The following is a 20,780-nucleotide window of genomic DNA, read 5'->3' as shown; positions in this document are numbered from 1 at the left end:
GGCGGCATAGCCGCCGCCGGCGGGGCATAGACTCAGGCGGGGGGTGACGGGGGAATGAGACTGCGCTGGCGCCTTTTGGCCTGTCTGGGACTGTGCGGACTGCTGCTGTGGATGCTGGCGGACGCCGCCGCGGTCCGGGCCTCCGTGGAGGAGGCGCTGGACCTGTGCGCCCGGTCCGTGGTCCCGGCGCTGTTCCCCTTCCTGGTAGTCACCTCCGCCCTGCTGTCCCTGGGCTTCGGCGAGCTGGCAGCCCCCTGGCTGGCGGGGCTGATGGAACCGCTCTACCGGGTGCCCGGGGCCGGCAGCGCCGCGCTGGTGCTGGGGCTGGTGGGGGGCTACCCCATCGGCGCCTCCACCGCCGCGCAGCTGTGCCGGGCGGGACTGGTATCCCGGGAGGAGGGGGAGCGGCTGCTGACCTTCTGCAACAACTCCAACCCGGTGTTCCTCATCAGCGTCCTGGGCGTGGGGGTGTTCGGCAGCGTGCGGACGGGGATCTGGCTGTGGCTGATCCACCTGCTCTCGGCGCTGCTGACGGGCCTTTTGTTCCGGGGCCGGGCGCGGCCCGCCCGGCGGCGGCAGCTGACCCGGCCGCCGGCCTTCCGGGCCGTGTCGGCCCCCGCCGCCCTGGTGGAGGCGGTGGCAGCGTCTCTGCGGGGCATGGCGTCGGTGTGCGCCTTCGTGGTGTTCTTCTACGTGCTGGCAAGGCCTCTGGCGGCCCTGGGGGGCCGGGCCGGGGCGGCGCTGGTGGGGCTCACGGAGCTGTTCTCCCTGACGCCCCTGCTGACGCCGGACCGCTTCGGCTTCATCCTGGCCTCCGGCATGGCGGGCTGGGGCGGGCTGTCGGTGCTGTGCCAGACGGCGGCGGTGCTGGAGGGCAGCGGCCTGTCCCCGGCAGCCTGTCTCCGGGGCAAGGCGGTCCAGGGCCTCCTGGCGGCGGCGCTGGCGGCTTCACTGGCGGGGTACGTGCTGGGATAGGCAATCCCTCCTCCGGCGTCCCGGTCCGGCCTCCCCTGCGACGCACCGCACCCCCGGCGCCCAGGCGCCGGGGGTGCGGTTTCGCTGCGTCATATGACAGAATAGCCGAAGCTGTTGACCACCGCGTCCAGGGGCACGCCCCGGCGGCAGAAGGGACACTGGTCCGGCGGATAGCTGGCGTAATCCGGCAGGTCCGTGTAATCGAACAGCGACGCCACGGGCACGTCCTCCATGACCGTCTTATGGCTGTAAATGGCGGCCACGCCGGCCACATGGCCGCCGTAGTACGCCACGCACTCCATGCCCCGGCGGGCGGTGGTGCCGGTGGTCAGAGAGGCCACCAGGAGCAGCACGTTCTTCCCCCGGATCATGTGGCGGGCATTGTCCCGAATCAGGATCTTGCCCTCGCCGTCGGCCTCCGCCCGGAGGACATACATGTCCCGGCCCTCGTTCATGGAGCGGTAGCCGGACTGGGTCAGCTGCCGGGCAAGGCAGGTGCCGATGACCCGGGTGCCGTCCAGGCACAAAATGGTGTCCACCAGGCTGTTGGACAGGTGCCGCTCCGCCAGCTGCTGGGCCACGGCCTCCGCCTCCCGGAGGCTGGCCTTCTGGGCGGTCACGTCGATGAGATAGTTGATGTGGCTGTGACGGGTGGCAAAGTGGCCCCGGGCCACCCGCAGCGTCACGTCTCCCACACAGACGGGGAGCTGGAAAAAGTTCGGTTCCATGGCGCTCCCCCCTCTCTCAGCGCTGGCCCTTGTCGTAGGGGATGCCCTCGGCCTTGGGGGCCCGGGACTTCTTGGAGGTGAAGGCCAGCACCACCAGGGTGATGATATAGGGCAGCATCCGGTAGAAGTGGGGGCTCACGCCGATCTCCTTGAGCAGGAACACGCCGTCGCCGTTGATGTCGATGCTGGAGTAGGAGGCGGCGATGCACTTGAACAGGCCGAAGATCAACGCCGCGCCGGCGATGTTCAGGGGCTTCCAGTTGCCGAAGATCATCACCGCCAGGGCCAGGAAGCCGAAGCCCGCCACGTCGCCGGTGGAGGCGCAGTTGGCGGTGGTCATGGCGTAGACGAAGCCGCCCATGCCCGCCAGGGCGCCGGAGATGGTGGTGCCGGCGTAGCGCATCTTGTAGACGTTGATGCCCAGAGAGTCCGCCGCCTGGGGATTTTCACCGCAGGAGCGCAGCCGCAGGCCGAAGCGGGTCTTGTACAGCAGGATGGACAGCACCACGAACAGCAGGATGCAGATGTAGGTGGCAAGGTAGGTCTTGTCGACGAAGGTGGAGCCCAGGAAGCCCATCTCATCGCCGCGGCCGTAGCCGAAGAAGCTCTTTTTGATCATGAACCAGCTGGCGGAGTCGCCCTCGGCCATCTGGAGGGTGTTCTGGTTGGCGATGATGCGGATGAAGAACAGCACCAGGGCGGGGGCCAGCAGGTTCAGCGCGGTGCCGCCGATGGTCTGGTCCGCCTTCAGGTTCACGGAGGCAAAGCTCAGCAGCAGGGAGAACACGGCCCCCATCACCGCCGCCGCCAGCATGGCCAGCAGCATGAAGCCCTGGAGGGCCACCCAGTCGCCGGCAGCCTTGGCCTCGGCGAAGGTGCCCGCCTGCTGGGTCACGTTGACGAACAGCACGCCCACGAAGGCGCCGAAAATCATGATGCCTTCCAGCGCCAGGTTGATGATGCCGCTGCGCTCGGCGAACACGCCGGCCAGGGCCACGATCATCAGGGGGACGGCGTAGATCAGGGTCTGCTGGATCAGAAACGTCATACCCCATCGCCTCCTTTCCCATCCGTTCCATCCGGCCCGTCCTTTGCCGGTGCGGCCGCCGGGGCCGCCTGCTCCGCCGCCGCAGCCCGGCGCTTGCCCCGGGCGCTGAGCAGCATCTTGATCACCAGGGAGAAGGCGCTGAGGTACACGATCACCGCGATGATCACGTCGGTGATGTACTCGTTGTAGGCCGTCAGGTTGGTCATCTGCAGTCCCACGATGTCCAGCATGGACATGAAGCAGCCGGTGAACACCACCGCGATGGGATGGCTGGCCGCCAGCAGGGCCACGGGGATGCCGTTGAAGCCCGTGGCGGGCAGGGACTGGTAGGTGGACCAGAAGAACTCGGTGTTGCCGGAGAGGTAGTACAGCGACGCCGCGGCGCCGGAGAGGCCGCCGGCGATGGCCATGGACAGCACGATGTTGCGCTTGTCGGCGATGCCGGCGTACCGGGCGGCGTGGCGGTTGGCGCCGCAGGCCTTGAGCTCATAGCCCAGGGTGGTCTTGCTCATAAGGATGTAGATCAGCACCGCGATGACGATGGCCACCAGGATGCCGCCGTTGACCTGGGAGTTGGGGAAGAGCTTGTCCAGCCCCAGCTTGGGCGTCTGGACGCCGTTGAAGGAGGTCTTGTAGATATAGCCGCTCTTGGTGTTCTCCACCAGGTTGCGGTAGTCGCTGCCGTCGAACATCCAGGTGACCAGATTGGCGGCGATCCAGTTGGTCATGATGCAGGCCAGCACCTCGTTGATGTTGAGGAAGGCCTTCACCAGGCCCGGGATGCAGCCCCACACGGCGCCGGCCAGGATGCCGCCCAAAAAGGCGATCACCCAGATCAGCCCGGCGGGGACGGTCTCGGAGGGGATGCCCAGGGCCAGCATCAGCGTGGCGGCGGTGCCCATCAGGTACTGGCCCGGCGCGCCGATGTTGAAAAGGCCCGTCTTGAAGGCCACGGCCACGGAAAGGCCCGTCAGGATCAGCGGCGTGGCCCGGAAGAGCATATTGCCCATGTTGGTGGGGTTGAAGCCGAAGGTCAGGGCGCCGGCGGCGTCCCGTCCGGTGGCGAAGAGGCCGCAGAACACCAGCCGGATGCCGTCCCAGGCACCGGTGATGCCCAGCTCCGGAGAGCCCAGGCCCACGATCAGAATGATGACGCCGCCCACGATCAGGCCGATGAAAATGGAGATCAGGGACGCCAGCACGGATTTGGTGCCGTCCCGCTCCAACAGATTGGAACCCTTTTGCTTCACGCCGTCTCACCTGCCTTCGTCGTTCTCTTGGCGCCTGCCATATACAGGCCCAGCTCCTGCACGGTGGTGGTCCGGGGATCCAGCTCGCCCACGATCTCGCCCTCGTACATCACCAGGATCCGGTCGCTGAGGCTCATGACCTCGTCCAGCTCCAGCGACACCAGCAGCACGGCGCGGCCCTTGTCCCGCTCCGCCACCAGCTGGCTGTGGATGTATTCGATGGCGCCCACGTCCAGGCCCCGGGTGGGCTGGACGGCCACGATCAGCGGCTTGTCCCGGTCCACCTCCCGGGCGATGATGGCCTTTTGCTGGTTGCCGCCGGACATGCTGCGGGCCACGGTGACGGGCCCCTGGCCGGAGCGGACGTCATACTGCTCGATCAGCTTGTCGGCGTACTCCCGCACGGCACCGTTTTTGATGAAGCCCATGTGCTGGAACCGGGGCTCACGGAACCGCTGGAGCACCATGTTCTGCTCCAGGGTGAAATCCAGGATCAGCCCGTGCTTGTGCCGGTCCTCGGGGATGTGGCTCATGTCGTCCCCCCGGTGGCGGATGGAGGCGTGGGAGATGTCCCGGCCGCACAGCTTCACGGTGCCGCCGGAGCACTTCTCCAGCCCCGTCAGGCCGTAGATCAGCTCGCTCTGGCCGTTGCCGTCGATGCCGGCGATGCAGACGATCTCCCCGGCCCGCACCTGGAAGGTGACGTCGTTGACGGCGTTGCGCTTGTGGCTCTTGGAGGGCACGGTAAGGCCCGCCACATCCAGCACCACGTCGGTGGGCCGGGCGGGGGCCTTGACCACCTCCAGCTGCACGGGGCGGCCCACCATCATGTTGCTGAGGGACTGCTTGTCCGTGTCCCTGGTCTCCACGGTGCCGATGCACTTGCCCTTGCGCAGCACCGTCACCCGGTCGGCCACGGCCATGATCTCATTGAGCTTGTGGGAGATGAAGAGGATGGACTTGCCCTCCTTGGCGAACTCCTTCATGGTGGCCATGAGCTCGTCGATCTCCTGGGGCGTCAGCACGGCGGTGGGCTCGTCGAAAATCAGGATCTCGTTGTCCCGGTAGAGCATCTTCAGGATCTCCACCCGCTGCTGCATGCCCACGGTGATATCCTCCACCCGGGCGTCCAGATCCACCTTGAGGCCGTATTTCTCCGACAGGGCCTCCACCTTCTTCCGGGCCTCCTTCTTCTGCAAAAAGCCCAGTTTGGTGGTCTCCGCCCCCAAAATGATGTTGTCCAGCACCGTGAACACGTCGATCAGCTTGAAGTGCTGGTGCACCATGCCGATCCCCAGGGCGGTGGCGTCGTTGGGGTCGTGGATCTTCACTTCCTGCCCGTTTTTCTTGATGACGCCCGCCTCCGGCTGATACAGGCCAAACAGCACGCTCATCAGTGTGGACTTTCCGGCGCCGTTTTCGCCCAGCAGCGCGTGGATCTCTCCCCGCCGCAGCTGGAGCGTGATGTCGTCATTGGCGATGATGCCGGGGAATTCCTTGGTGATGTGAAGCATTTCGATGATGTTCTCCGCTTCCATAAGCCTCATCCCGCCCTCTCCTGAATAGATAGAGCTATTATATAATATTTGGGGAAAAAACACAAGAAATTCATGCCCCGGAACGCCGGGGCCAAAAGAAAGAGGGCGCGTTCGCGCCCTCTTTCCCCAGTGAAATATTGCCTTAGATAATGCTCAGGTTCACGTTGCTCCACTCGGTGGTCTCCAGCTTGGAGAAGTCGTTGTCCACCACCAGGGTGCCGTCCAGCATCTGCTGATACAGATCCTCGTACTCCTCCACGGTGAAGGTCTCGAAGCGCCAGGAACCCTCGGCGGTGGGCAGCGCCACGGCGTTGTCCTTCACGCCCAGAGAGGTGCCGGTGCCGCCGATCTCAGAGAAGGTACCGTCATACACATGGCCAACGGCCCACTGCACGGCGTCAGACAGACCCTTCATGGCGGAGGTGACCACGTAGTCGGACTCGCCGGACTGGTCCACGTCCACGCCGATCACATAGCCGTCGTTGGCGGAAGCCGCGGCGGCGATGGACTGGAACATGGAGCCGCCGCAGGCAAAGACGATCTCAGTGCCGTTGGCATACCAGCCGCTGATCATGGTCTGCAGCTCGGTGGAGGCGGAGAAGGTGGCGCCGTACTCCCAGGAGTAGTTCATGTCGACGGTGACGCCCAGCTCCTCAGCCGCGGCGTTGGCGCCCTGGACATAGCCGTAGCCGAACCGGCAGCAGGCATCGTTGGTGCCGCCGCCGCCGCCGGAGAAGCCCAGCTTGGTGAAGCCGTCCTTCACAGCGGCGAAGCCGGCCAGATAACCGGCCTGCTCCTCCTGGAAGGAGATGCCGGCCACGTTGGCCAGGACATTGCCGTCGTCATCGGTCAGGGGATAGCCGTCGATGAACACGAAGGGCACGTCGGGGAACTCCATGGCGGCGCGCTTGAGGGCGGCCTCCTGCAGGTAGCCGGCGCACACGACGACCTCAGCGCCGCCGTCCACGGCGGCCTTCATGGCGTCATAGCGGTCATCGTCGGTGGCCTCGCTGGAGTTGGCGGGCTGATAGTACTTGTAGCTCAGGCCGTTGGCGGCGGCATACAGCTTCACGCCGTCAAAGGTGCCCTGGTTGAAGGACTTGTCCTTCAGCTGGCCCACGTCGGTGACGAAGGCCACCTGATACTTGCCGTCCTCGCTGGTCATGGTGTCGGGGATATCGTCGGCGCTGGCGGGAGCCTCGGTCGTGGTCTCGTCAGTGGCGGTATCCTCGGTCGTGGCGGTATCCTCGTCCGTCTGAGCGGTATCGCTGCCGCCGCCGCAGGCGACCAGGGACAAGGCCATCACCAATGCCAGAGTCAATGCAAGAAACTTCTTCATTGGAATCTACCTTCTTTCCATATTTTTCCGGTTTCAACCGGGTCCGATCCGTTTCGGATCAGCTTGCATTATACCAGTTCTTTACCCGGATTTCAACTAGGAACCCCCATCGTTTTCGTTTTGGACACATTTTCCCCCATTTTGACGAAAGCGGGAGGCCGTTTGCCTCCCGCTTTCTCTATCCGCCCTTAGGCGGCGCAGTTCACTTCTTCGCCATTTCCACGGCGGTGCCCAGGGCAATCTCCATCATCCGGGTGAAGGTGGTCTGCCGCTCGGCGGGAGGCAGGGCCTCCCCGGTGACCAGGCTGTCGGAGATGGTGCACATGGCCAGGGCCCGCTTGCCGGCCTCGGCGGCGTTGCAGTACAGGGCGGCGGCCTCCATCTCCACGGCCAGCACCCCCATCTCCCCCCACTTCAGGGTGTCTCCGGACTTGTTGTAGAACACGTCGGAGCTGAGCAGGTTCCCCACCGGGGGCTCCACGCCCAGCCGCCGGGCCACGGCCACGGCGGTCTCCAGCAGGGTGAAGTCGGCGATGGGGGCGAAGGTGCCGCCCAGGCCATACTGGTGGGCGTAGCGGGAGTCCGTGCAGGCCCCCTGGGCCAGGACCACGTCCCGGAGCTTCAGCTTCGGGGAGATGGCACCGGCGGAGCCGATGCGGATGATGTTGTCCACGTCGTAGACGTGGAACAGCTCATGGGAGTAGATGCCGATGGAGGGCATGCCCATGCCGGAGGCCATGACGGACACCGGCGTGCCCTGATAGGTGCCGGTATAGCCCTGGATGCCCCGGACGTTGTTGACCAGCACGGGGTTTTCCAGGAAGGTCTCGGCGATGAATTTGGCCCGCAGGGGATCGCCGGGCATCAGGACCGTCTTGGCGAAGGCGCCCGCGGCCGCCTCATTGTGGGGCGTGCCCATGGCTCAGCCCTCCATGGCCTTGACGGCCTTGACGATGCGGCTGGTGCCCAGGCGGGAGGCGCCCAGGCTGATGAAGTCCTCGGCGTCCTTCAGGTCGGCGATGCCGCCGGCGGCCTTGATCTTCACGTCGGGGCCCACGTGCTTTGCGAACAGGGCCACGTCCTCCCGGGTGGCGCCGCCTCCGCCGAAGCCCGTGGAGGTCTTGATATAGTCGGCGCCGGAGGCGGTGACGATCTCACACATCTTCACCTTCTCCTCGTCGGTGAGGAAGCAGCACTCGATGATGACCTTCAGGAGCTTTCCCTTGCAGGCGGCCTTGACGGCCTTGATCTCGCTGAGCAGGTCGTCCCACTTCCGGTCCTTGACCCAGCCGATGTTGATGACCATGTCCACCTCCTCGGCGCCGTTGTCCACGGCGTCGGAGGCCATGAAGCACTTGGCGGCGGTGGTGTCGTAGCCGTTGGGGAAGCCGATGACGGTGCAGATGGGGAGCTTTCCCTCCACGTACTGCGCCGCCTGCCGGACGTAGCTTGCGGGGATGCAGACGCTGGCGCAGCCGTATTTCATGCCGTCGTCGCAGATAGCCTGGATCTCCTTCCAGGTGGCCGTCTGGGCCAGCAGGGTGTGGTCGCACTTGCTCAAAATCTCGTTCAGTTCCATTTCAGCACGCTCCTTTATTTGAAGTAGGTCTCTTGGGTGATCCTGCCGCCGTCGGCGGCGAAATAGACGTCGTGTTCCCGCTCCGACCGCCGTTCCACCAGGCCCCGGACCTCCAGATAGTCCAGGTGGGACAGGGCCTCGCCCACGGCGAAGAACTTCTGGGTCACGGGGAAGTCCCCCCAGTCCCGGCAGCGGATGCTCCAGCGCATCTCGCCGGCGATGTCGTAGGCGGTGAGGCCCGGATGGCGGCGGACGATGTCCAGGGCGTTTTCCAGGCGGCGCAGGTGGTGGAGCCGCAGCTCCTCCGCCCGGGCGCGGAGATCCCCCGTCTCGGCCCGGTGGGCCGGCAGCAGCCGCTCCACCGGCAGCTTCTTCACCCGCTCCAGGCTCTCGAGATAGTCCCCCAGGGAGTCCCGCACGCCGCTCCAGCGGCAGATATTGGGGGTGATGTGGAACAGCACGTGGTCCCCGCAAAAGAGCCACCGCCGCTCCGGCTCGTACAGGCACAGGTGCCCCGGCGTATGGCCCGGGGTCAGGATGCACCGCAGCCGGCGGCCGCCGTACGTCAGCTCCGCCCCGTCGGCCAGGGCCGTGTACAAAGACGGGTCCCACCGCCCGGCGCCGGCGTTCTGGGCCGGATTGCCGCACCAGAGCTGGGCCGTCTCCTCCGGGGAAAAGCCGTTTCGCTCATACTCCCGGTACATCCGCCGCCATCGCTCCGGGCTCATGGCGTCCTCCAGCCCCGGCAGGTCCGTGCCGCTGATGAAGATGCGGCAGCCGGGCCGGATCAGCTCCGGGGCCAGGCCCGCGTGGTCGCTGTGGAGGTGGGTAAGGAAGATATCCGTCCGGTCCGGGTCCGCGCCGATCTCCTGAAGCTGGCGGGCCATGGCCTCCCGGCAGGGGTCCTGGCGGAAGCCGGTGTCGATCAGCAGGTTCCGCTCTCCCGTGAGCAGGTAGCTGTTGAGATTTTTCAGCGGGTTCCCCACCAGCGGGATGTCCAGGCGCCACAGGCCCGCTTCGATCTGTTCCGCCATGGTCTCCCCCCCTTCCGTATGGGGCCAGTATAGCAGTTTTCCCCCAGCCTGTCCAGTGACGCGCACTTGCCTGCGGAGGGGATATGCCGTGCGCCGGGTGCGATCCTGGCCCGGGCAGCCGCCGTCAGCTGCGGAGGCTGACCCTCCGCAAATCCCCTCCCCTCCGGCCGCAGGTTGGTTCGGACAGGCGCTTTTTCCGTGGGCGCCGGAGGCGATTTTCTCACGGGGTGACAAAATTTCGCCGGTGATTTTCTCCCTCCTGCCCAAAACGGGAAAGATGCCAAAATTTTTGTTGTATTGCCCCGGCAAACGTTGTATAATTTCTACATTAGGCATTCCCCCGCGCTTATGATCCGGCCCTCTGGGCCAGGAGGCAGCACAACATAAGGAGTGGAACGAACATGAGCTATTCTGTACAAAACATCCGCAACGTCTGTCTGCTGGGGCACAGCGGAAACGGCAAGACCGCCCTGGCGGAGAGCCTGCTGTATATGACCGGCGCCATCGACCGCATCGGCCGCGGCGCCGACGGCAATACCGTCTGCGACTACGATCCGGAGGAGACCAAGCGCCAGATCTCCATCTCCGCCGCTGTGGCGCCCCTGGAGTACAAGGGCTGCAAGATCAACCTGCTGGACACCCCGGGCGCCTTCGACTTCGCCGGCGAGGTCATGGAGTCCCTGCGGGCCGCCGACGCGGCCATCATCGTCTGCTCTGCCAAGGACGGCGTGTCCGTGGGTCTGGAGAAGGCGTGGAAGTACTGCGAGGAGCGGAATATGCCCCGCTTCATCTACATCTCCAAGACCGACGAGGACAACAGCGATTACAACGCCACCTTCGAGGCCCTGCGGGAGCGCTTCGGCAACAAGATCGCCCCGGTGGTGGTCCCCATCTGGGACGCCGACAAGAAGGTCACCGGCATCATCGACGTGCTGAACAAGCGCGCCTATGAGATGCAGAACCTCAAGCGGGTGGAGATCGAGATCCCCGAGGGAAAGGGCGAGGTCATTGAGGAGTTCAACAACGCCCTCAAGGAGTCCGTGGCCGAGACCAGCGAGGAGTTCATGGACAAGTTCTTCGGCGGCGAGGATTTCACCTACGCCGAGATGATCCAGGGCCTGCGCCAGGGCGTCCGGGAGCTGAGCCTGTTCCCCGTGCTGTGCGGCTCCGCCGTCAACTGCATGGGCTCCCTCATGCTGCTGGACAACATCGTGGACCTGCTGCCCAACCCCATGGAGGGCAACTATCATAAAGCTACCAAGGCCGACGGCGAGACCGAGGAGTTCGTGGTCTCCCCCGGCGGCGTGCCCACCGCCTTCGTCTTTAAGACCGTCTCCGACCAGTACGGCAAGTACTCCTTCGTGAAGGTCCTCTCCGGCTCCATCACGCCGGATATGCCCATGGTCAACGCCCGCACCGGGTCCTCCGAGAAGCTGGGCCGGCTGTACGCCATGCGGGGCAAGAAGGCCACCGAGGTCAAGGAGCTGGTCTGCGGCGACATCGGCGCCATCGGCAAGATGGACAAGGTCAAGACCGGCGACACCCTGTGCGACGCCCGTAAGGTCGTGGCCCTCAAGCAGATCCCCTTCGCCGAGCCCTGCTACTCCGTGGCCATCGTGCCCAAGACCCGGGGCCAGGAGGACAAGATCGCCCAGGGCCTTGCCCGCCTCAACGAGGAGGATCCCACCTTCACCGTCTCCAACAACGCCGAGACCCACCAGATGGTCCTCTCCGGCTCCGGCGACATGCAGATCGACGTGCTGGTCAGCAAGCTCAAGAGCCGCTTCAACGTGGAAGCCGAGCTCAAGCCCACCCGCGTGCCCTACCGCGAGAAGATCCGCAAGACCGTCCAGAAGCAGGGCCGTCACAAGAAGCAGACCGGCGGCTCCGGCCAGTTCGGCGACGTGTGGATCCGCTTCGAGCCCCAGACCGAGCAGGACGACATGATCTTCGCCGAGGAGGTCTTCGGCGGCTCCGTGCCCAAGAACTTCTTCCCCGCCGTGGAAAAGGGCCTGCGGGAGGCCTGCGCCCACGGTCCCCTGGCCGGCTATCCGGTGGTGAACCTGAAGGCCGTGCTGTACGACGGCTCCTATCACCCCGTGGACTCCTCTGAAATCGCCTTCAAGACCGCGGCCCAGCTGGCCTACAAGGCCGCCATGCCCGAGGCCAACCCCGTGCTGCTGGAGCCCGTGGGCGAGCTGAAGGTCACCGTGCCCGACAGCTACATGGGCGACGTCATCGGCGACCTGAACAAGCGGCGCGGCCGCGTCATGGGCATGGATCCCACCGGCGACGGCGAGCAGGTCATCACCGCCGAGGTCCCCATGGCCGAGATGGGCAGCTATGCCATCGACCTGCGGTCCATGACCCAGAGCCGCGGCAGCTTCGTGTTCCACTTCGTCCGCTACGAGGACTGCCCGCCCGCCGCCCAGGAGAAGGCCATCGCTGAGGCCAAGGCCCTGGCGGAGGAGCAGTAACTTCATTCAAAACGCGCCAAAACGGCGGGACCCCCGGGTCCCGCCGTTTTCCGAAGGGAGGAAAGTGAATGTACGAGTACAAATATCTGCCAGTGGAGACCGGCGGCGGATTTCTCTCCGGCTCCCGGGAGCACCGGGAGCTGATCGACCGGTACGCCGCCGAGGGGTGGCGGTACGTGGGCTTCTTTCCGGTGGCCTTCACCGGCCACGGCGGCATCAGCAATGTGGACCTGATCTTTGAGCGGGAAAAAACCACATAAAATTTTTGCGCCTGTTGCATAAGCAACTTCAAATATTCGAATATCCTGTTATACTGTGACCATCCCAAGCGCAATGAATGATTCAAAGAACATAAAACAATAAGGAATATGTTGAGGAGGAAATTACTATGAAGAAGTGGGTCTGCTCTGTTTGCGGTTATGTGTTTGAGGGTGCCAATCCCCCCGAGAAGTGCCCCCAGTGCGGCGTTCCCGCCTCCAAGTTCACCGAGCAGAAGGGTGAGATGAGCTGGGCTGCCGAGCACGTCGTGGGCGTGGGCAAGTCCTTCGGCGAGGGTGTCCCCGCTGAGGTCCAGAAGGAGATCATCGACGGTCTGAACGCCAACTTCATGGGCGAGTGCACCGAGGTCGGCATGTACCTGGCCATGGCTCGCGTGGCCCATCGCGAGGGCTATCCCGAGATCGGCCTGTACTGGGAGAAGGCCGCCTACGAGGAGGCCGAGCACGCCTCCAAGTTTGCCGAGCTGCTGGGCGACGTGGTGACCGACTCCACTAAGAAGAACCTGGAGATGCGGGTTGAGGCCGAGAACGGCGCTACCGCCGGCAAGTTCGAGCTGGCCAAGCTGGCCAAGCAGTACAATCTGGACGCCATCCACGACACCGTCCACGAGATGGCTCGCGACGAGGCCCGCCACGGCAAGGCTTTCGAGGGCCTGCTGAAGCGCTACTTCGGCTAATCCAAACCGCATAAATAAGCACTTTTCGAGAGGGAGAGGCATTGTCCTCTCCCTCTCTTTTTGCGCTTGCGCCGCTCAGGTGTGCAAGTTGGTGTGCAACTTTTCTCCGTATCACACTTTTTTGACTTTCACATGTGCAACTCCCGTGAATTACACCTATATCAAGCGGTTTTTACCGCTTAATACCGAAAAATGAAGAGAAATTAACAACTTTTGAGAAGTTTTTGCTTTGCCGGGACAAAAATCAAGAAGTTTTGAAGTGTTTTCCTTGACTTTCACCGATTTTTTGAGCTGCCAGAGCAAAAAATCCCCGCCGCCGATGGATTTTTCACCGTCCCTCCTTCGTTTTGCAGCCGTTTTCCGGCTGCTTTTTTCTTGTTTCTATTATACAACATGTGCTGATTAAAGTACAGGTTTTTCTTTGGCCGGTGCTATACTTAAAGCACAAAGAGGGACAGAGAACAAGAAAAAACAAAGCCCCTCAAAACAAAAAATAAAATGAAAAAGGAGATTACCACCATGAAAAAGAACGCTATCATCTACATAGACGACACCCACGCCCAGGTCACCAAGGCTTTCGAGAAGCAGGCCCGTATCTTTGGCACTCCCGAATACAGAGAGTGGAGAGCCTACCGCCAGGACTTCCCCAACGCCCAGATGGTACCCAAGACCATCAAGAAGGCGAAGAACAAGAAGAACGACGCCAAGAACAGAACTTATGAAAAGATGGCCGAGTATATCAGCTTGCAGAAGAACGCCGCCGAGCTGATGAAGGAGTTCGAGGCGCAGAAGAAACTGGCTGTTGTCCAGAAGAGCCGCTACCGCGCCGTGCTGAATTGGTTCCTCGCCACCTTCCCCGAGTTGAAGGAGGACGAGGACAAGAAGGAGGGCCAGGAGGACAAGGCCACCGCCGCCGAGGAAGCCGCTCCCGCCAGCGAAGCCGCCACCGAGCTGAAACTTGCTGCTAATCTGTAAGCGTTACTTGAAGTGTATTTTTCAAAAATCAGAAAGGAGCTTGATACTATGGAATACAGCCGCCCCGCTATGATTGACTATCTGCTGTACTTCTGCAAGACCTGCGACGAGTACGACAAAGAGAAAGAGCGTTTGAACGCCATGACCGACGAAGCGCTGGAAGCGGAGTTCACCGCCCAATACAACAGCCTGCAAGGTGCCTGCCCCAGCCATCCCCTCTGCGAAGGCGATACCCCCGACCTCTACCTGGACTTTTAAGACAACTCAAAATTCAGATCAAAATTTTAAGGAGGAAAATACCATGAAGAACAACACTTACAAGATTGATTTTGTGAACAACACCCTGACCATGAGCAAGGCTTTCGAGGAAGCCCTCAACAATCCTAACTCCGAGGAATACAAGCTGTTTCTGCAACTCCGCGCCGACTTCCCTGGCCTGACAATTATCCGCAAGACCCGCCGCGCTCCAAAGAAGGCCCGTCCCACCAAGAACCTGACCTACAAGCACATGGAGCAGTACATGAGCGTGTTTAAGAACGCCGACGAGCTGCTGGCCCAGTTTAAGGTGGTTAAGGAGTGCTCCCAGCAGCAGCCCAGCCCCTACAAGTTCGTGTTGGATTGGTTCAAGGCCCAGTTCCCAAAGTACAAGGAGCTGCCCGACTTCGGCAACAACGCCCCCAAGGTGATTGACCTTGCGGCCTTCCAGAAGAAGCAGGAAGAGAAGAAGGCCCAGGCCGAGCAACTGGAAAAGAAGGATGCCTAATTTGAAGTGCATTTTTCAAAAATCAGAAAAGGAGTAAAGTCAGTATGAATACGAATTATATAGCGGATGAAACGATTGGCATGATTGAAGGTGTGTGTTTAGCGATTGAAGAGCATGGCTGGCTATGTAGCGACGGACACTGGCTCACCGATGAAGAACTTGAAAAATGGACAGATGAAATGTTTATTGAAGCCTACCATTTAATCTATGGCTGCTGAATATCAGAAAGAAATGGAATTGCCAATGGAATACAAAATGAGAGAGGGCGGTACGCTGGTGTACCGTCCTCTCTGTGCTTTTTGAATTGTTTTTTCTAATTGTTCGTGGTAAAATAACTTTGCGACGCAAGTTCATACCGTTTTAGTTGCTGCTATGTATAGCTGTGTCGCCAAGTTCATACTATGCAGTGAGATTTCTTGTATGTATTCAACTTGTTCGTCCACATTTTCGACGTTTTCTTTGATTAACCTCAACGCACTTTTAATACAATTAGCTACAGAGATTGCCGCAGATTGTATTTGAGCTATTCTACAGTTGCTCGCTTGAAAATACACTACGTAGAAAGTCGCCTCCCAGCTCGTAGGGTCTTTAACTAAAATCATATCGTAGTATTTGGCTGCATTTTCAGCATTATTTTCATCTCGTGCGCGACGTGCGATTTGGTATAAATTGTTGAGCTCGTCGGAACTATCAACCTTAACTGTACTGCCAGAAACATCAACAGTTCCTTCCACCATCATTTTCTTTGCTTCTTCAATGGAGTATTTCGTGCCGCAGGACTGGCAGACAAATACCCCGTCCTGTTTTACCAAATCCGTGCTACCGCACATCTCACATGTGAGCTGCTTCATGTTTCTCCCTCCTTATAATTCTGTATGGTGATTTTTTTGGCGTTTGTCCACATGCGATATATAATTACGCCCAATACCGGAAAAAATCAAAAAAGAAAATATCGCAAGAAGCAACAGGGAATTTACAAGAATTGCAACTTTAATAAGCGGGACAATTATCGCAAACACAACACATATAGCAAGTTGTCCAACCAGATAAACAACAGAAAAGAGAAACATTGGCATGTGATAAAATTGCTCCGTATGTGAAAGTGGTTGCTTCCAAATAACTATCCACAAAATGAGTTGAGAGAAAAAGGCGAATAGAGTAAAGCCGTATGTAATCCACAGCGCTACTGTCCGTTTTGATGGTAATAAAAACAAAATCAAGTGTATTGCTACAAGACCGATCAACCAAAGAGAAATGCCTAACGCTTAGAGATTGTAATCAAAAATACAGAAAAACAAACTTTTATTATTTAGAAGAAAGGATATAAAAATGAAACGTTTACCTAAATATACGCCTGCGGAAGTACGGAATGATCCATACGGATTTACTTACAAAGAAATGTCGGAAGTTATTGGCGAGAATGAAGCAAAAGCCTTATATGAAGAATTATATAAGCAATTACCACGCAAAAAAAATCTATCAATGTTGGTAAAAAATATTTGCAAAAGCAGTGATACTGAAAAGTATGTTTACGAACTGAAAGACAACAAATACATTGAAACGGTTTTTATCAAGCGGCGAGATGGTGGAACTGTTTGCGTGAGCACACAAGTCGGTTGTCCTGTTGGTTGTATTTTTTGTGAGTCCGGGCGAAATGGCTTTGTTCGTAATCTAACATCGTCAGAAATCGTACAACAGATTATATTGTTGCGTCGAAAAGTAAACCGTATCGTTTTTATGGGTATGGGAGAGCCTTTATTCAATTATGACAACTTGATAAAAGCAATCCATATTCTCCGAGATAGATATGGGCTCAACTTTCCAACCGACGGCATTACCATATCAACAGTTGGTCCGGTCGATCAATTAAAAAAATTGCGCGAGGAACATCTTAAAATTCAGTTGACAATATCTTTACACGCAGCAACACAATCTGCAAGAAATCGTATTATTCCTCACATGCGCATATATGCTATTGAAGATGTTGTTAAGCAAGCCTTATCCTATTCTGAAAGGCATAATCGCAAAATTGTCTTTGCGTATTTGCTTTTACCGGGTATAAATGACCGGCCCTCAGATGTAAGACAACTTGCAAAATGGTTTCGGGGCAAAAAAGTTATGATTAACGTGTTACAATACAACCCAACAAGCAATTCAAGAATTAAAGCACCACAGAAACGGGAAATAGTTGCATTCAAACATCAATTAGAGCAAGCAGGACTTGAAGTTACTATGAGAGTTTCTCATGGCAGAGAGATTAACGCGGCTTGTGGACAGTTAGCTAACACATATAATAAATTCAAAAAAAAATGATTAAAAGTGCCAGACGCATAGACGCAGAGCCGATAACGCATTAGGTCAAAAAACCTATGTGTTATCGGCTTTTTTATTTAATATTGCGCAAAAGCCGCTGTTCCCTATTATAGAATGGATTGCGGGTAGTGTATTAAAGTCGCCCTTTTTTAAGGATACGGCGGTATCGGGGAGGTATCGCCGTGTCCATTTTTATTTACTGTAACCCGCCTAATGCTTTGCGGTCAAAAAAAGCTATGCTCCGCAAGCGGGATATTCCGGCTATGAATGTGAACTGTCAATACATTTAGCTACTGCTTACATTTCCTTTGCGCCCGTCCGCGTCTTGCGGACGGGCGCATTTTGCTTTTTTCAACTTTTTTCTGAAAAGCGCACTCAAGAGCCATCTCCCGAACGGGTACGGAGCGAAAGGGGCAGAGAGGACAAGCCCTTAACTCCCGTCCTCTACTCCACGCGGGAAGGAGGTGAACTCTATGGAGCTATCTTCTTCCGACAAGGAAAGAATACAACATCAGTACGACGCATTAGCAAAGAAAACTTTGGTCGGCGAAGCGAAAAGCCACCGCCGCACTCTTGCGAAACGCGCAGCACGCGAAGTTACTTTTTCGGATTTGAGCGAAAGCGAACTCGCGCAGCTTTTCACAACGGACAATCATTATGCTGGGATTGACTTTAACATTAGAAGCAATTATGCGATTGAAATGGTGCATAATTGTGAAGCAGCACTCAATATTTTCAAAGTCGTCGGTGACCAAACGGATTTGCTTTTTGGAAGCCAGGAGAAATTTCATCATATCTCTGTTGGCGCGTGGAAACTCGCTATAGAGTTGGGTAATAAAGGGAATGGAACATGGAGTTCTCCGCAAACAGTACAAGAGTATGCACCTAAAGTACAAAAATATGAAGCGGATTATACACCGCCCCAAAAGCCCCAGCAAAGCGGGGGCTGTTATGTAGCTACCGCTGTTTACGGCTCTTATGATTGCCCACAGGTATGGACGCTTCGCCGCTTTCGGGATTATACTCTTGCAGAAACATGGTATGGTCGCGCTTTTATCTATACCTATTATGCAATCAGTCCGACGCTGGTAAAATGGTTTGGAAAAACAGAATGGTTTCAGAAAATATGGAAAAGAAAACTTGACCGCATGGTAACAAAACTCCAAAATAGGGGTGTTGATAGTACGCCGTATCAAGATAGAACGTGGTGATTTATGTAGCTGGGGTATAGACTGTGCCCCAGCTATTATTTTATCCGCCACCTTCCGTCCCCGCCCGTGTTCTCCGTGATTTATCAGCGGTCGGGAAAACTCCCAAGAAAATCTGCCGCCGCGAATTCTGTCTGTATCTTCCCGAAACCGGCCCCCGCCTGGGGAGGGTTCTCCCTGTTCCGCTCCACCTGGGGGTACTCCCAGCCTCCTCTTTGACCTCCTTGTGAGCGAAATTGTCAGCCGCTCGCGATCTGCGGTTCCGCTCCAAATTGAAGCTACACTTTCAGAAATGGATTTCTACCAGCAAATCGGCAACTTGTGAGAAGAACCAACAACTCCGAAACAACTTTTGAGAAGTGGCGACAACTCTGTATGATGAACCATCAACTTTTAGAGTAAAGGTAACAACTTTGTTGCAGAATGAGGCAAATACAAGGCGGAAACCGCTTCTTTGACACAAAAAAATTTTTATGTTATAATATTAACAGAAAAAGGAAAAAGAGATTTGTAATTCATCATTCCCTTTGTAGGCTTAAACAAGCAGTAGGATGAAGGCGCTGCGGCCTTCCATCTTGTAGAGCGCTTCCGTTCTATGCTTCCGGGCAGCAACGCCAAGTGCTGGCAACACGCTTCCTACTGTTTGCTTAAATCTACAAAGAAAGGAAGCCAAAAGATGGAAAATTAGAACCTGTCGCCATCAGGGGATAGCATGACCTATGAGGATAAAATCACTCGCCTTAATCCAGAAGAGTTCTTTTCCCTGTTTGAAGACCTTCATGCAGAACCACGATGGGTAAATAGCAGAGGCAAACAGTCTATTCAAGTTTTGGGCCTTTGTCACCATGGCGAAAATCATTCAGCGTTGTTTGACCCTACCACGCTAAAGGTCAACTGTTTCAGTGAGTGCGGCGGCGGTATGTTGCTCCACACATGGGTAAAGCGAACATTGGATTTGCCTGACCCTGACCTCGCAAAACAATACATCGAAGATTGGATTGATGGAGAGCGGCATCAATCTGGAAAATGTAGAAAGCCGATTGATTTATCAAATCGCCGTCCAGCCAAAGTGGATTTTGATTACAAAGAGCGTCCTTTTGAGCTGGAACACATTGAGCCGCTAAAGGGTATTCCTCAACACATTATTGATGAACTCTATTCCGAGTTTGACAATACACCAGAAACTTTGGCAAAGCTGAGATGGCACACGGAAGATGGTATTTCCGTTGAAATGCTCCAAAAATACCAAGTAGCTTATTACCCGGAGAACGGTTCCATTGTTTTTCCACACCACAATATCAACGGCGAAATTGTCGGCCTGTATGAACGAAGTTTCCGAATGCTGCGGAAAGAGTTCTATAAGAAATATCCAGGCGCACCTTATAAGGTTGCGATGTTATTTCCAAGAGCAAAATATGTGCCCTTAATCAGAAAAGAAAAATACCGGGAAATGCTTCCAGACGAAGAAAAAACGTCATGGAGCTTTCCCAATAGCCTGAACCTCTACGGCTTGCACATCGCCGCTCCATACATCAAGGAAAGCGGCGAGGCCATTATTTTTGAGGGCGCAAAGAGTGTTATGCTGGCCCACCAATGGGGTATTAAGAACACCGTGGCGTCACACACCTTTGGTTGTCACTTCAACCACATTAACATGCTCTATGAGTGCGGAGCCAGAAAGATATATTTTGCGTTTGACAAACAATATCAAGAGCAATCAGAATATGACCACGATTGGTATTTGTATAATAAGAGAACCAAGGGAATGGCCGAAAAAATCAAGGATATTGGCGGAATGGAATTCCGCCGTATCATTGATTTGCCAAACACCGGGGTTCCGCTCGACCACAAGGACGCGCCCGTGGACAAGGGGAAGGAAAAGTTTCTGGCCCTTTATGAAGCTGCAAAAGCATCTCCGCCCCTTTGGGTTCCAGAAGTAAAACCAGCAGCGCCACAACTCCCGCTGCCGCTCGAAGAGGATACTTCCGCCGCGCTGGAAGAAGCTGCCGCCGAGCCGACATTCCGCGACCTTCCGATTGCCTGGGAGAATGTGACAACAGAAGAGAACGGCAAGCAGAGAACCGGGCATTGGATTGTCTGGAACGGCAACCGCTCCAAACGGGAAGAATTCTTCAAGCTGGCCTTCCCCGACCAATACAACAAAGTCAAGAAGCGCGTGAAGTTCCTGGGGCAAGCTGCGGATGATGTGCTGCGGCTGACAGGCGGACAGCGTACCAAATTGATGTATGAAATTTTGGCGTGGAAATATGGATTGGAAGAAGTGAGCGAACAGGACAGATGGAACTTGATTTTCTTTTGCCAGCGCGAAGAGGACAATAAAACCGCCGATGATTTACTGTCCCGCTTGCATTGGCCCAACGGTTTAGCCAAGCTGGTGACCTTTGGCGTGGGGATGAAGCTGGATGGTGCCGCACAGCAGACATGGTGCTATTCCGTTGACTACCAGGAGGACAGAGCGCTTTTCACGGGAAGCTCAATGACCTGGGAGCGCTGGCAAGTAAAGCTGATTGAAGTTTTAGATCGGTGCCGGGCCTTCCGTTGCAGCTATTTAGAAATGTGGAAATAGGTTCGGCCCAC

General features: G+C 57.5%; 19 protein-coding genes and 1 pseudogene. 11 read left to right on the top strand and 9 right to left on the bottom strand.

The genetic code is table 11. The annotated features are described in order from the left end of the window. The first annotated feature begins 54 nt into the window (after window positions 1-54). Window positions 55-975: a sporulation protein gene (locus KFE19_12185; GenBank protein ID QUO37139.1), complete on the top strand. Its 921-nt coding sequence runs from the start codon at window positions 55-57 to the stop codon at window positions 973-975. 89 nt (window positions 976-1,064) lie between these two features. On the opposite strand, the gene KFE19_12180 is transcribed toward KFE19_12185, so the two are convergent. The 8 genes from KFE19_12180 to KFE19_12145 all read right to left on the bottom strand — a co-directional run bounded on the left by KFE19_12180 (window position 1,065) and on the right by KFE19_12145 (window position 9,491). Further along, a complete protein-coding gene (locus KFE19_12180; protein ID QUO37138.1) occupies window positions 1,065-1,703 on the bottom strand; it encodes an orotate phosphoribosyltransferase in 639 nt (212 codons plus the stop codon). 16 nt (window positions 1,704-1,719) lie between these two features. Next, complete coding sequence (locus KFE19_12175) at window positions 1,720-2,751, bottom strand: ABC transporter permease (protein QUO37137.1); 1,032 nt, start codon at window positions 2,749-2,751, stop codon at window positions 1,720-1,722. Beyond that, a complete protein-coding gene (locus KFE19_12170; protein ID QUO37136.1) occupies window positions 2,748-4,001 on the bottom strand; it encodes an ABC transporter permease in 1,254 nt (417 codons plus the stop codon). The genes KFE19_12175 and KFE19_12170 overlap by 4 nt, the downstream gene beginning before the upstream one ends. Continuing rightward, window positions 3,998-5,539 (bottom strand): ABC transporter ATP-binding protein, encoded by a 1,542-nt coding sequence (locus KFE19_12165; protein ID QUO39622.1) that lies wholly within the window; start codon window positions 5,537-5,539, stop codon window positions 3,998-4,000. Before KFE19_12165 ends, KFE19_12170 begins: the two co-directional genes overlap by 4 nt. A 142-nt stretch (window positions 5,540-5,681) precedes the next feature. After that, window positions 5,682-6,878, bottom strand: a complete 1,197-nt coding sequence (locus tag KFE19_12160) for a BMP family ABC transporter substrate-binding protein (protein QUO37135.1) — start codon at window positions 6,876-6,878, stop codon at window positions 5,682-5,684. Window positions 6,879-7,080: 202 nt separating this feature from the next. Next, window positions 7,081-7,797: a purine-nucleoside phosphorylase gene (gene deoD / locus KFE19_12155; GenBank protein ID QUO37134.1), complete on the bottom strand. Its 717-nt coding sequence runs from the start codon at window positions 7,795-7,797 to the stop codon at window positions 7,081-7,083. A 3-nt stretch (window positions 7,798-7,800) separates the two neighbouring features. After that, window positions 7,801-8,457: a deoxyribose-phosphate aldolase gene (gene deoC, locus KFE19_12150; GenBank protein QUO37133.1), complete on the bottom strand. Its 657-nt coding sequence runs from the start codon at window positions 8,455-8,457 to the stop codon at window positions 7,801-7,803. A gap of 14 nt (window positions 8,458-8,471) precedes the next feature. Then, window positions 8,472-9,491 carry an MBL fold metallo-hydrolase gene (locus tag KFE19_12145; GenBank protein QUO37132.1) on the bottom strand — a complete coding sequence of 340 codons (1,020 nt, stop codon included), beginning with the start codon at window positions 9,489-9,491 and terminating at the stop codon, window positions 8,472-8,474. 401 nt (window positions 9,492-9,892) lie between these two features. On the opposite strand from KFE19_12145, the gene KFE19_12140 reads away from it, so the two are divergent. From KFE19_12140 to KFE19_12110, 7 genes are all read left to right on the top strand, one after another. Then, window positions 9,893-11,968, top strand: a complete 2,076-nt coding sequence (locus KFE19_12140; GenBank protein QUO37131.1) for an elongation factor G — start codon at window positions 9,893-9,895, stop codon at window positions 11,966-11,968. A 68-nt stretch (window positions 11,969-12,036) separates the two neighbouring features. Further along, window positions 12,037-12,228: a DUF4177 domain-containing protein gene (locus KFE19_12135; protein ID QUO37130.1), complete on the top strand. Its 192-nt coding sequence runs from the start codon at window positions 12,037-12,039 to the stop codon at window positions 12,226-12,228. Window positions 12,229-12,356: 128 nt separating this feature from the next. After that, window positions 12,357-12,923 carry an NADH peroxidase gene (locus tag KFE19_12130; protein ID QUO37129.1) on the top strand — a complete coding sequence of 189 codons (567 nt, stop codon included), beginning with the start codon at window positions 12,357-12,359 and terminating at the stop codon, window positions 12,921-12,923. A 519-nt stretch (window positions 12,924-13,442) separates the two neighbouring features. After that, window positions 13,443-13,898 (top strand): hypothetical protein, encoded by a 456-nt coding sequence (locus KFE19_12125; protein QUO37128.1) that lies wholly within the window; start codon window positions 13,443-13,445, stop codon window positions 13,896-13,898. A gap of 69 nt (window positions 13,899-13,967) precedes the next feature. Next, window positions 13,968-14,156, top strand: a complete 189-nt coding sequence (locus KFE19_12120; protein QUO37127.1) for a hypothetical protein — start codon at window positions 13,968-13,970, stop codon at window positions 14,154-14,156. A 43-nt stretch (window positions 14,157-14,199) separates the two neighbouring features. Next, window positions 14,200-14,661 carry a hypothetical protein gene (locus KFE19_12115; GenBank protein QUO37126.1) on the top strand — a complete coding sequence of 154 codons (462 nt, stop codon included), beginning with the start codon at window positions 14,200-14,202 and terminating at the stop codon, window positions 14,659-14,661. Window positions 14,662-14,705: 44 nt separating this feature from the next. Next, entirely contained in the window at window positions 14,706-14,879 is a 174-nt protein-coding gene (locus KFE19_12110; GenBank protein ID QUO37125.1) for a hypothetical protein, read from the top strand. Between the two features lie 132 nt (window positions 14,880-15,011). Here KFE19_12110 and KFE19_12105 read toward each other — a convergent pair whose 3' ends face one another. Beyond that, window positions 15,012-15,512: a TFIIB-type zinc finger domain-containing protein gene (locus tag KFE19_12105; GenBank protein QUO37124.1), complete on the bottom strand. Its 501-nt coding sequence runs from the start codon at window positions 15,510-15,512 to the stop codon at window positions 15,012-15,014. Window positions 15,513-15,990: 478 nt separating this feature from the next. On the opposite strand from KFE19_12105, the gene KFE19_12100 reads away from it, so the two are divergent. The 3 genes and pseudogenes from KFE19_12100 (at window position 15,991) to KFE19_12090 (ending at window position 20,769) form a co-directional block, all read left to right on the top strand. Next, a complete protein-coding gene (locus KFE19_12100) occupies window positions 15,991-16,974 on the top strand; it encodes a 23S rRNA (adenine(2503)-C(2))-methyltransferase RlmN (protein QUO37123.1) in 984 nt (327 codons plus the stop codon). Window positions 16,975-17,447: 473 nt separating this feature from the next. Next, a pseudogene (locus KFE19_12095) lies at window positions 17,448-17,624 on the top strand (sigma-70 family RNA polymerase sigma factor). 1,270 nt (window positions 17,625-18,894) lie between these two features. Beyond that, on the top strand, window positions 18,895-20,769 hold the full coding sequence (locus KFE19_12090; protein QUO37122.1) for a hypothetical protein: 1,875 nt from the start codon (window positions 18,895-18,897) through the stop codon (window positions 20,767-20,769). The last annotated feature ends 11 nt before the right edge of the window (window positions 20,770-20,780 follow it).

Origin of the sequence: Dysosmobacter sp. Marseille-Q4140 (genome assembly GCA_018228705.1) — a bacterium.
Classification (GTDB): Bacteria; Bacillota; Clostridia; order Oscillospirales; family Oscillospiraceae; genus Oscillibacter.
Note: the sequence above shows the minus strand (reverse complement) of the source record. Positions and strands in the feature narration are given on the sequence as shown.

Bases quoted from the DNA above. Each gene is read 5' to 3' on its own strand.
- KFE19_12145 (QUO37132.1), bottom strand. From the start codon at position 9,491: ATGGCGGAACAGATCGAAGCGGGCCTGTGGCGCCTGGACATCCCGCTG.
- KFE19_12165 (QUO39622.1), bottom strand. From the start codon at position 5,539: ATGGAAGCGGAGAACATCATCGAAATGCTTCACATCACCAAGGAATTC.
- KFE19_12140 (QUO37131.1), top strand. From the start codon at position 9,893: ATGAGCTATTCTGTACAAAACATCCGCAACGTCTGTCTGCTGGGGCAC.
- KFE19_12185 (QUO37139.1), top strand. From the start codon at position 55: ATGAGACTGCGCTGGCGCCTTTTGGCCTGTCTGGGACTGTGCGGACTG.
- KFE19_12115 (QUO37126.1), top strand. From the start codon at position 14,200: ATGAAGAACAACACTTACAAGATTGATTTTGTGAACAACACCCTGACC.
- KFE19_12110 (QUO37125.1), top strand. From the start codon at position 14,706: ATGAATACGAATTATATAGCGGATGAAACGATTGGCATGATTGAAGGT.
- KFE19_12120 (QUO37127.1), top strand. From the start codon at position 13,968: ATGATTGACTATCTGCTGTACTTCTGCAAGACCTGCGACGAGTACGAC.
- KFE19_12175 (QUO37137.1), bottom strand. From the start codon at position 2,751: ATGACGTTTCTGATCCAGCAGACCCTGATCTACGCCGTCCCCCTGATG.
- KFE19_12105 (QUO37124.1), bottom strand. From the start codon at position 15,512: ATGAAGCAGCTCACATGTGAGATGTGCGGTAGCACGGATTTGGTAAAA.
- KFE19_12130 (QUO37129.1), top strand. From the start codon at position 12,357: ATGAAGAAGTGGGTCTGCTCTGTTTGCGGTTATGTGTTTGAGGGTGCC.
- KFE19_12100 (QUO37123.1), top strand. From the start codon at position 15,991: ATGAAACGTTTACCTAAATATACGCCTGCGGAAGTACGGAATGATCCA.
- KFE19_12180 (QUO37138.1), bottom strand. From the start codon at position 1,703: ATGGAACCGAACTTTTTCCAGCTCCCCGTCTGTGTGGGAGACGTGACG.
- deoD (QUO37134.1), bottom strand. From the start codon at position 7,797: ATGGGCACGCCCCACAATGAGGCGGCCGCGGGCGCCTTCGCCAAGACG.
- KFE19_12160 (QUO37135.1), bottom strand. From the start codon at position 6,878: ATGAAGAAGTTTCTTGCATTGACTCTGGCATTGGTGATGGCCTTGTCC.
- KFE19_12090 (QUO37122.1), top strand. From the start codon at position 18,895: ATGACCTATGAGGATAAAATCACTCGCCTTAATCCAGAAGAGTTCTTT.
- KFE19_12135 (QUO37130.1), top strand. From the start codon at position 12,037: ATGTACGAGTACAAATATCTGCCAGTGGAGACCGGCGGCGGATTTCTC.
- deoC (QUO37133.1), bottom strand. From the start codon at position 8,457: ATGGAACTGAACGAGATTTTGAGCAAGTGCGACCACACCCTGCTGGCC.
- KFE19_12125 (QUO37128.1), top strand. From the start codon at position 13,443: ATGAAAAAGAACGCTATCATCTACATAGACGACACCCACGCCCAGGTC.